Source organism: Paenibacillus praedii (assembly GCF_049725345.1).
GTDB lineage: Bacteria > Bacillota > Bacilli > Paenibacillales > Paenibacillaceae > Pristimantibacillus.
The window spans coordinates 1-10,053 of the sequence record NZ_JBMWAM010000036.1 but is presented as its reverse complement, the minus strand read 5'-3'; the positions used below and the strand labels follow the sequence as shown (position 1 = coordinate 10,053).

General features: G+C 40.9%; 9 protein-coding genes and 1 pseudogene. All 10 read left to right on the top strand.

The features are described 5' to 3' along the window. Positions 1–332 precede the first annotated feature (332 nt). The 10 genes and pseudogenes from ACO9K6_RS20725 (at position 333) to ACO9K6_RS20680 (ending at position 9,773) form a co-directional block, all read left to right on the top strand. A pseudogene (locus tag ACO9K6_RS20725) lies at positions 333–1,618 on the top strand (IS110 family RNA-guided transposase). Between the two features lie 431 nt (positions 1,619–2,049). After that, a complete protein-coding gene (locus ACO9K6_RS20720) occupies positions 2,050–2,322 on the top strand; it encodes a DsrE family protein (RefSeq protein WP_424769426.1) in 273 nt (90 codons plus the stop codon). Between the two features lie 333 nt (positions 2,323–2,655). Next, positions 2,656–3,783 carry a Gfo/Idh/MocA family protein gene (locus tag ACO9K6_RS20715; RefSeq protein ID WP_424769425.1) on the top strand — a complete coding sequence of 376 codons (1,128 nt, stop codon included), beginning with the start codon at positions 2,656–2,658 and terminating at the stop codon, positions 3,781–3,783. Positions 3,784–4,241: 458 nt separating this feature from the next. Next, positions 4,242–4,631 (top strand): VOC family protein, encoded by a 390-nt coding sequence (locus ACO9K6_RS20710; protein WP_424769424.1) that lies wholly within the window; start codon positions 4,242–4,244, stop codon positions 4,629–4,631. A 251-nt stretch (positions 4,632–4,882) separates the two neighbouring features. Next, positions 4,883–5,212 carry a GNAT family N-acetyltransferase gene (locus ACO9K6_RS20705; protein WP_424769423.1) on the top strand — a complete coding sequence of 110 codons (330 nt, stop codon included), beginning with the start codon at positions 4,883–4,885 and terminating at the stop codon, positions 5,210–5,212. Between the two features lie 346 nt (positions 5,213–5,558). Then, positions 5,559–6,140, top strand: coding sequence for a DUF4304 domain-containing protein (locus ACO9K6_RS20700; RefSeq protein WP_424769422.1), 582 nt, complete (start codon positions 5,559–5,561; stop codon positions 6,138–6,140). A gap of 166 nt (positions 6,141–6,306) precedes the next feature. Beyond that, positions 6,307–6,693, top strand: coding sequence for a hypothetical protein (locus tag ACO9K6_RS20695; protein ID WP_424769421.1), 387 nt, complete (start codon positions 6,307–6,309; stop codon positions 6,691–6,693). 826 nt (positions 6,694–7,519) lie between these two features. Next, the gene (locus ACO9K6_RS20690) at positions 7,520–7,996 is read left to right on the top strand and encodes an NUDIX hydrolase (RefSeq protein ID WP_424769420.1); all 477 of its coding nucleotides are present in this window, start codon (positions 7,520–7,522) and stop codon (positions 7,994–7,996) included. 154 nt (positions 7,997–8,150) lie between these two features. Then, complete coding sequence (locus ACO9K6_RS20685; protein ID WP_424769419.1) at positions 8,151–8,657, top strand: hypothetical protein; 507 nt, start codon at positions 8,151–8,153, stop codon at positions 8,655–8,657. 153 nt (positions 8,658–8,810) lie between these two features. Next, entirely contained in the window at positions 8,811–9,773 is a 963-nt protein-coding gene (locus tag ACO9K6_RS20680) for an alpha/beta hydrolase (RefSeq protein ID WP_424769418.1), read from the top strand. The last annotated feature ends 280 nt before the right edge of the window (positions 9,774–10,053 follow it).

The following is a 10,053-nucleotide window of genomic DNA, read 5'->3' as shown; positions in this document are numbered from 1 at the left end:
CAAAATAGCATTACGTACACATATTTGCCCACTGTGACCATACCTCCTCGCTTTTAATATTAGACTGTTTCAATTCCCAAAATGTTTCATTTCGGGACTAGGTAATGGATAAAGAGGATGGATTAAACGCTTATGGGCTTAAGCTAACGGGTACAATAGTTCAACATCATGAGTGCTGCTAATCTAGCGGCCCTTCGTTACGCTAACTGGCAGCATTCCTATAATGAAGAAATACAAGGTTTGAGAAACAAATAGACTCCTTGGTAAGATGTATATGGGTCCCAGATGCTGGCCAGCGACCGGATCCAAATACAAACCAAGGAGACTACAAGATGAATTCTACTCAAAATGAACGCATTAATCAAATAACTACTTCTACCTTAATTATCGGTGTAGACATCGCTAAATTCAAACACGTCGCTCGAGCACAAGACTACCGCGGAGTCGAGTTTGGGAAGCCCATTACGTTTGAGAACGACCGTGAAGGCTTCGAAATGTTCGTTAGCTGGTTCAGAAAGATTGCGACGGAGCAAGGGTTCCAGGACACCATCGTTGGCATGGAACCGACCGGTCACTACTGGCTGAACCTGGCCCATTTTCTAAGAGAACATCACATTACGTGCGCTGTGGTTAATCCGCTCCACGTGAAGAAAAGCAAAGAGTTGGATGACAATTCGCCAACCAAGAACGACATCAAAGATGCTAGAGTCATCGCACAGCTCGTCAAAGACGGAAGATACGCCGTACCTCATCTTCCCCAGGGGATCTATGCCGAACTAAGGGAAGCGATGAAAATTCGCGACCATCTGTCGACTGATCTGCGCGTGGTGCAAGGCCGTGTCCATAACTGGTTGGATCGGTACTTCCCAGAGTTCCTCACGGTATTTAAGGATTGGGAATGCAAGTCCGCACGCCAAATGCTCAGTCTTTGTTTGTTGCCGCATGAGCTAGTTTTTGAGTCAGAGGAAGCCTTGCTGAGTCATCTCAGAAAGGTTGCCAAGCGAGGTCTCGGTATCGAGCGTATGAGGAGTCTGAAAGCGGCGGCAAGCCGTTCCGTTGGTATACGAGAAGGTACAGCACTGGCAAAACTTGAGCTGAGGCTGTTGTTAACACAGTACGAGCTGCTTGAAGATAAGTTTGAAGAGCTTGAGGCAAGGCTAGATGAGCTTTTGGGGCAAATCCCCCATGTGGAGCAACTACTGGCCATTAAAGGAATTGGCCGGGACAGTATAGCCGGTTTCCTCGCTGAAATTGGCGACATTGAACGTTACCGGCATCCAAAACAGATCATTAAGCTCGCAGGCTTAAACCTAAAAGAAAACACGTCCGGTAAACACAAGGGACAAACGAAGATCACGAAGCGAGGGCGTAAGCGGCTACAGCGCTGCTATTTCGCGTCATGATGCCACTGGTGGCTAAGAACCGAGCGTTTAAGGCACTGCATCATTATTACACGAAACGTTCAACGAATCCGTTGAAAAAGATGCAATCGCTCATTGCACTCTGTGGGAAGTTAGTACGAGTACTCTTTGGTGTCCTGAAGAAGGGGCATCAGTTTAGTGAAGAAAAAATGATGCTGGATATCCCTCGGTTTACGGAAGTTTCTTTTGCAGCTTAAATTCATGCTATTCATTAGAAGACGAACGTAAATAACTAAGGTACAGACAATTGAAGCACGGATGAGTCGGAACAACACTAACATACGGACGAAGATCCTGTCGGGCAGCATATCCGACCTCCACCTCATGGACAGGTTGAATGAAGGAATGTGGGAGCTAAGACTCTGTGAGACATGGGAGGGTTGACCTCCATGAGGCGATGTGGAGATCCAAAGGTGCGACCATAAATCTCCAGAACGACCACTTTTTTAAACGAGTGGTCTGGGTGGATATGCTTTTTGCGCTTTCTACGCCCCATATTTTGCATCCTCTACAACCTTGTTCCATTCAGTTACTGTTTCGTGGGAAAGAAAAACGTTCAAAATCTAAGAAAACAAGCGTATTTAAGAGGAAAACGATTCTCTATAGAGGGAGGTTAGCGTAATGAGTTCTGGTCAGTGATCATCAAGTTAAGTTGATTTTTGACGGGCAAGGTGTTCTATGGATCAGGAGATTCGAAGATCAAAGCCATGCCGCTAATCCGATTTATAAAGCTGTGAAAAAACTTGGTGTTATCGAAGCGTGCGAGCATTGTGCGAATTCGTTTGCGGTCAAAGAAAGCACCGAGCAGTCCAGTATTTCTTTTGCACATGATAATGATAAAGATGGGCATGCCAGCATTTCGAAGCTAATCGGTGAGGGATATCAAATTATTACACTGTAAAACAGATGAACGATCAGGGATCCTACATACCCTTTGCTTTGCACAAATTCAGCAGGTTAATTGAACAGATTGTTATTGCTATCGGAGAACAATAGCTCAATAACGAACTTCGGGGAGGACTAAAATGTCCTCCTCTTATTTGGATTAAAAAGGTATTATTGAGCTAACGGGCAGAATAGTTGAGCGCTGATGAATAATGTACAACTACAGATCAACGGGCTGATTTTTCGCATTGCATAATTTTAAAATGTGTGGTATAAGTTGTATGCGCTTACATAAACAATAAAACGATTTTGCGTGTGCCGGAGATTATCATTTAGGAGGTGGTTCGAAATGAGTGCGCCGTTACGGGCAGTTGTTATTGGTGCCGGTTGGGCTGGGGAAGGTCATACAATAGGGCTGAGAAGTGCAGGAGTTAAAGTAGTCGGTATTTGCGCTCGTAATGCTAGTGTCGTAAAGGGGGTTGCAGACAGGCTCAATATTCCTGTAGCATCGATTGATTGGCGCGCTACATTGCATGAATTGAAGCCTGATATTATTTCGCTGGCGACACCTGCTGCATTACGAGAGGATGTAATCCAAGAGGCTCTCGCCCTAGGAGCCCATATTGTTTGTGAGAAGCCCCTCGCAATCTCTGCAACTGAAGCAAAACGTTTGTTGAAAGCGGTTGAGGGCACCGGTATTAAGCATGCTTACGCAGCAACTCAAGCGTATGATCCTACTACATCCTGGATTCGAGAACTGGTTCGTACGGAAGCAATCGGACGGATAAAGGCGGTAGAGATTTTTGCCTTCGTACCAATGTTACACTCGAACTCTCCATGGACGTGGACATCTGATCTCTCACTCGGCGGTGGGACTTTGCATAATGCTCTTACGCAATATCTTGGGATTCTGACCAAGGTTTTCGGCAGTGATCCCATCCGCGTTATGGGAGAAGCGCGACTCGATAGAGAGAAGGCTCCTGTTCTTGGTGAGATTCATGATTACCGGCAATCCTTCATGATCCCGAGCAATGAGGAGGTTGCTGCCGCTGAATGGAAATCGGTTGATGCCGACTCATCCTTTAACGCGATAATGGAATATTGTCTTCCATTAGGAGACAGCTTCACTTGCGTTATTCAGTTCGACGCCATGATACCATTTTCTCCTACATCCCCGTATTTTCGAATCTACGGAGAAAGAGGAACGATAGATGCAAAAGGTGTCTTTGACTATGATATAAGCATTGTTGGTCCTGAGGGAACCATTGCTAAACCACTGCCGGACCGATTTAAAGAGGGATATCCGGATACTGGTAATGGTGAACAGAACAAATGGAATGCTTTTTTTCGGGAATTTGTTGCAGACGTCAAGGGTGAGACTTATCAAGTCTATCCCACATTCCGACAGGGATATCGAGATCAACGTGTTATTGAAGCTATTCGGACGGGTAAGGGATGGACCTCAGTAATCGATTAATTGCTTACAACACAATCGTCCCCGACTCCTAAAGAGTATGGGGATGTTTTCTTTAAAAACTGCCGTTACCCGAACCGTATTTTGTGTTTCCGTGATTTCGGTTCCCATGCAGTAGAGCTGAGCTGTCTGAAGAGGAAGCCTTTAAAAAGGCGATTTCCTCGCTTAAAATTGCAGAAACTAATTTTCAGTGGTTAAAGAAGTTGAGTATGACCCGAATGCCTCTGTATGGACAGTTTATATGCTAAACGAAAATCGTGATGAAGTCATACCAATTCAGGTGACCGATAGTGACTAAGCTAACGGGATACGTTAGTTCAACCCACCATGGAGCAGTTTCATCGCCAGCTGCTCCATTTTTCATTACGCTAACGGGCAGTTATAAGCAGTAAAAATTATATACATGCGAACAAATGGGCTGTATCATGCAAATATATTCTATGTCGTGGAGGAACTAAGTAATGGGTCGTACTTCTCCTGTAATTCCGATGCTGGCAGTTCATGATGCTAGCCAAGCAATAGACTTTTACAAAAATGTTTTTCGTGCCGTAGAAGTTAACAGAATGGTTACAGACGACGGGAAAATTGAACATTCCGAGGTTCAAGTAGGAGATGCCCGCATCATGATTGCGGACGAATTTCCTGGAAACAATCATGCGGCAAAATCGCTTGGCGGTACTTCTATAATTATCTATTTATACGTCGATAATGTTGATAATACGGTTCAAAGAGCTGTGGATAAAGGTGCTATAGCCCTCAGACCAATTCAGAACTTGCCTCATGGAGACCGTGTGGGAAAAATTGAAGACCCGTTCGGTCATGTATGGATGGTTGCTACCCCATTAAGCTAACGGGTAACGATAGCGCAGCGGTGGAACCGATCCATCGTTTGTTTTGTATTAACTAGCAATCCGCTCCGCTAACGGGCAGTTATCTTCAATAACCTCAAAATGTTTAGTTGGATTTGTGAGTTATATTCTGGAAAGCGGTGATGCCGAAAATGCAAGTTATAAAGGAGTTTTCACTTAGTGATATTGAAGCGGTAACCGAATTGATGAGTGATTTAGCCCATCCTGCATCAAAAGAACAGATGTAAAAAAGATTGGAGAAAATCACCTCAAATTCAATGTATTGTACTTTTGTGGCTGAACGCGATGGAAAAGTGGTTGGAATGGTTGGCCTTCGTCAGCTTTACAGCTATGAAGGGGATGATCCTGTAATTCAAATCTCAGCATTGGTTACAAAAGCAGAGTATAGAGGGCTAGGAATAGGAAAAGAGCTTATTAAACAAGCGGAAAAATGGGCGAGGGAAAACGGAGCAAACGTTATTGTTCTGACTAGCGGCAATAGACCAGAACGTGAAGAGGCACATCAATTCTATAAACATTTAGGTTACACCGTTTCTGGTTTTCGGTTTTCGAAAAGACTCTAGGGCATTAAACTAACTGGGAACGACTGCCCATCAACAGGTTGCAAATGATGGTAGCCTGGTCGTATACAGGAGAATCCTGCAACTACGGGGAGAAGAACAGTGAATCGTTTAAGTGAGGAATACCAATATGAGGACAGTTATTTTGTAATCGGAAACCTCTGGTTCCCAGTAATTGTCCTTATTTTGATAATTATTATGGGTGTAATTATTTACAAACTCTTGAGAAAAAAGAAGTGACTTTTAAACGAGGGCATAGTACGCTTTCGGGGTGTTGACTGAACGACTTGTTGAGCCTGTTGCTGTACCCCTGGGCAAATGGTTTGACTGTTTGTAGGAGGAAATATATTTGAGTATTCATTATAGCGAAAAACTGAACGAGATAATTACAAATGTTTTTGAACCCAAATTCCTTGAATATGGCTTTTCGCGTTCGAAAAATGTGTTCAAACGAAAGATAGACGGAGTTTTGCAGCAATGCAGTATACAAAAAAGCCGTGCTAATAGCAGTATATTTGCTTCTTTCTATGTTAGCGTTGGCATTTACCATCACACCTTTGCAAAAATACGTGGATTAAAACAATCCGAATCCTTGTTATTTAGCATCCCCTTGCAAGAGTTGGTTGAAAAAGCATTCCAAAAAAAAACGTACCTGGACTGGTACTGCATGGGCGATATCCCTGGGCTTACTCCTTATGGTGGAATATCAGAAGCAACCTTTGACTTGGAGGATCCGTTTACCCGTTACGACCGCGTATGGAAAGATCCCAGTAAACTGATTTATATCCTGCAACAGGATATCGATTTCTGCATTGTTCCATTTTTTGAAGCTACCTCCACTGAAGAAAAACTTGTGAGGTTTGTCGAGGTTAACGACTATAATCTTTTTTTAAGTCAACTAGGACGGCAGTTTATTGATGAAAAATCGTAATTAAGCTAACGGGAACGATAGTTAAATTTACATATGGATGAGCAGGCACTGCGGTGGCCTGCTCATCGCTCATTTTAATAAGCTAACTGGTAACAATAAATAAGGCAGTTGTCTCGAGTATCGTAGGTTGAAATCAAGAGGAAAATTACTATAAGGAATGATAATTATGAATCTAATGGAATTAAGAATCCCTGCAGGTTTCGCAATGTATTTTAATAAGTTCTTTGATGTTGAACCTGAACCTGATTTAGATACAGAAGACTTTCTAAAGAATTGGGACTACTTCACCGAGGATATTCTTCATATCATCAAATTGGATTATTCTAACGGGCAAATGTGTATACCCACAGAGGGAGAAGAATCAATAATAATTGATTTAGGCTGGTACCCAGATTCAAGTCCCGAAGGAGAATACGCTTTACAAATTGTAAAAGATAATGGTTACTGGGATGTATTAAAAGAAAAACGTACAAAAAATCGGTTTGATATCAAAGAAACACTTGAGGAATGGTTAGAGCTATTGAGTTCCAATCCTGAGTGGCTGAAGAAGTGAAAAATTAGATTATTTAATTAATGGCTCATTTAACTAATGGGTAGCTATAGTTTATAAAAATAAGATGGGAGCCTGCCAGCATGTTCGACTTCCTTCTTCGTTTAAATAACATACAGCAGTGAAAAAGTATAAGTTTCTATATGTTTATGGTGAGGAGGTATTCATATCGAAGATAATATCATTTCAGAGAAATTAGCCTTGCTATACTTCAGTATCCAAGAAGAAGGCGGAATCATTGACCTCAATTGGTGTGGTGATTTGCTATATCCCTATTGCATGCATTTTAATGACTCCAACCCTAGCTATAGATCGGGTTCCTTAATCGTAATCTGGGGGCTGCTAATCGAATGGGATGATGGTAGTGGATTCCTGTTTTATATAGGTATTGAGGAATACGTAGTTTGCCACGATTTCGAAAAATACCTGGAGGAGTATTTGAAGAGTATTTCCACCATACATCATCAGCACCCTAACATTTCTTATGTGATTGAGGAATTATTGATAAAACTGGACAAAGAGAATGGATTTGAAACTGTTTTTCCTAATACTTCTGTGATTTTGTTTCACTCTATGAGGAAAAAGATATTTCAGAATTCACGTGTGAAAAGTAATGAAGTGTATAAAAATGCCTTCAAGGAAGCAGGTAGTTTGTTGAACTAACGGGGTACGATAGTTGAACAAACATGGAGTAGTTTGCTGCGGCAGCTGCTCCCTTTCTTTGTTAAGCTAACTGGCAGAAGAGTTCACATCAAATAGGTTTTCGTGATACAATTTTACATGGCATTATTATCCAATATATTTAAATTCGGAGGTAATAAGCACGATAATGCCAACCCATATTGTAGCTGTAGGCGGTATCGTAGAAAATGAACAAGGACATGTTCTTTTAGTAAAGACACAACATGGTGAGTGGGTATTTCTTGGTGGACAAGTGGAAGTAGGTGAAAACCTAATAGATGCTTTGATAAGAGAAATAAAAGAGGAAAGTGGAATAGTCGTGATTGTTTCTAATTTAATAGGAGTTTACTCAAATACAGGAATTTATAAATGGCATGATGGTGTAACCGATGTTCCAACTAAAGTAATACTAGACTTTATGTGCAAGCCCGTAGGTGGAGAATTGTGTACATCCGAGGAAACATCAGAAGTTCTATGGTTCGAAAAGGATAAAGTGCTTGGTGTGGTCTTAGCTCCAGCTATACGCACTCGCTATCAAGCATTCTTGGATTTTGATGGTAGTTCATGCTATATGGAATATGTAACAAAACCTAATTTTGAAATAAAACTAAAACAAACTGTATAATTTAATTAACACGCCATTCCGCTAACAGGACACGATAGTGCAGTAACGGTTGCTGCGGCAACCGTTCTTGTTTTCTCAACTAACGGGTAGTTTAACGAAACTAAAGATTATTTATAACGTCTAAATAGTAGTCCCAATAATAGGAAATAAAAACTTGAACACGGAAGAGGTTTTACTTTTGAAGCACCCTGTCATAGTTATTCTATTACTCATACTTACTACAATGGTTGGATGTCAAAGTGACACTGAGGCAGTACCAAAGGCTGAAATGTTCGGGATTATGGTACAAACGTCTAGAAATTTACAAGCTAATGAGGTTTTTAGTGTTAATAGTTCTCTAATCAATAATTCAAAAAGCTCTTGGAAAATAGAGCACGGTGCAAGTATGTTCACATATGAGGCTTATGATATGAATGGTAAACTTGTCCAACAAAATGTAAAGGAAAGATTTGTGGATGCCATCGGATACGTGACCACATTAAATTCAAAAGATTCTTATAGCTATGATGAAGGGGAGCATGTTTCTCCGAAATATAATGAGCTTTTGTTACAGGAAGGAAGTTATGAAGTCATTTCAAAGGCGAAATTCAGAATTAAAAAAGATGAGAAAGAATTTGATTTTGAAATTGAATCAAAGCCTTTCAAAATCGATGTTTATTAAAAGTATATTTTACCTTTGACATTAAGTTAACGGGGAACAATAGTTCAACATCATGAGGGCTGCCAATCTAGCGGCCCTTCGTTACGCTAACGGGCAGTTTAGTTTAACGGCAATAAGGTGAACTATTTCTGTGCTATTGAAGGAGATAAGAACATGAATTCTAACACTAAACATTTAACATACAATGAATCCGAAGTATATTGGAAGAAATATCAAAAATTTTTTCCTGAAGAACTGCAAATAACAGAAAATAACTTACCGTCTGAAGAGTGGTGGGATTGGAACGATTATCATGTCCATCTGGATCGTATGTGCGTTCCAGATTCTAAAATTAAAGTTATTGTAGTTCATGGTGCAGGTGGTAATGGTAGATTATTGGCACCTTATGCACGGTTGTTACAAAAACATGGATATGATGTTGTATCCCCTGACCTCCCTCCTTATGGACTAAGTTACACTGAGTCATTAAAATCTATGGAATACCTACATTGGATTGAAATACTCACGGAGTTGATCGAACAGGAAATCAAACGAGACGGTAAAACGATTGTTTTATTAGGAGCCAGTATTGGAGGCATGCTAGCTTATCATGCGGCTACAATGAGCAAACAAGTTGGAGGTTTGATTGTAACGACCTTTGTGGATACAAGTAACCCGAAAGTTCGTGATCAAATTGCCCCGAATAAGGTTATTAGCCGTTTGGGTAAATTCATGATGGATGCTATCCCTTTTGTATTGGATTCGTTACGAATTTCTGTTTCAAAAGTATCAAGAATGGAATTAATTACAAATGATTTTGAAATGACCAAACTGATTATGAAAGATCCTTTAGCGGCAGGCACAAAAATTACTTTGCGATTTCTGAGAACCTTCTTAAATATGAAATCAATGATTGAACCCGAAAATTTTGATATTTGTCCTATATTACTTGTCCATCCTGAAATAGATCCAATGACGCCTTTTATCTTAAGTGAATCTTTTTATAAACGGTTAAACGGTAAGAAAGAATGTGTAATTTTAGAAGGAGCTGGGCATTTTCCGATAGAACAACCAGGTGTGGAGCAGATGAAAATAGCCGTGCTTTCTTTTTTAAGTGATATAGAAAACGAACTTTGAGCAAATAAATTTCTATGTTAATTACTGTCGTACCATGGTATTGTTACGCTAACCGAGAACGATAGCTTAATAAATCACAGCGGCGGCCGATCAGAACGATCGATTGTCTTTGTTGAACTAACGGGAGGATACTCCGATGGCGCCACGAATAGATACAAAGCGAATTAGTAGGAAATTCGAGGTCGTAAACCTGACGGCACAGGAACGAGAAGGAAGGTGTCCATATGATCGCGGAAAAAGCTCGATCAGTTACCATAATCGCGTTGATTGCTTACACCGC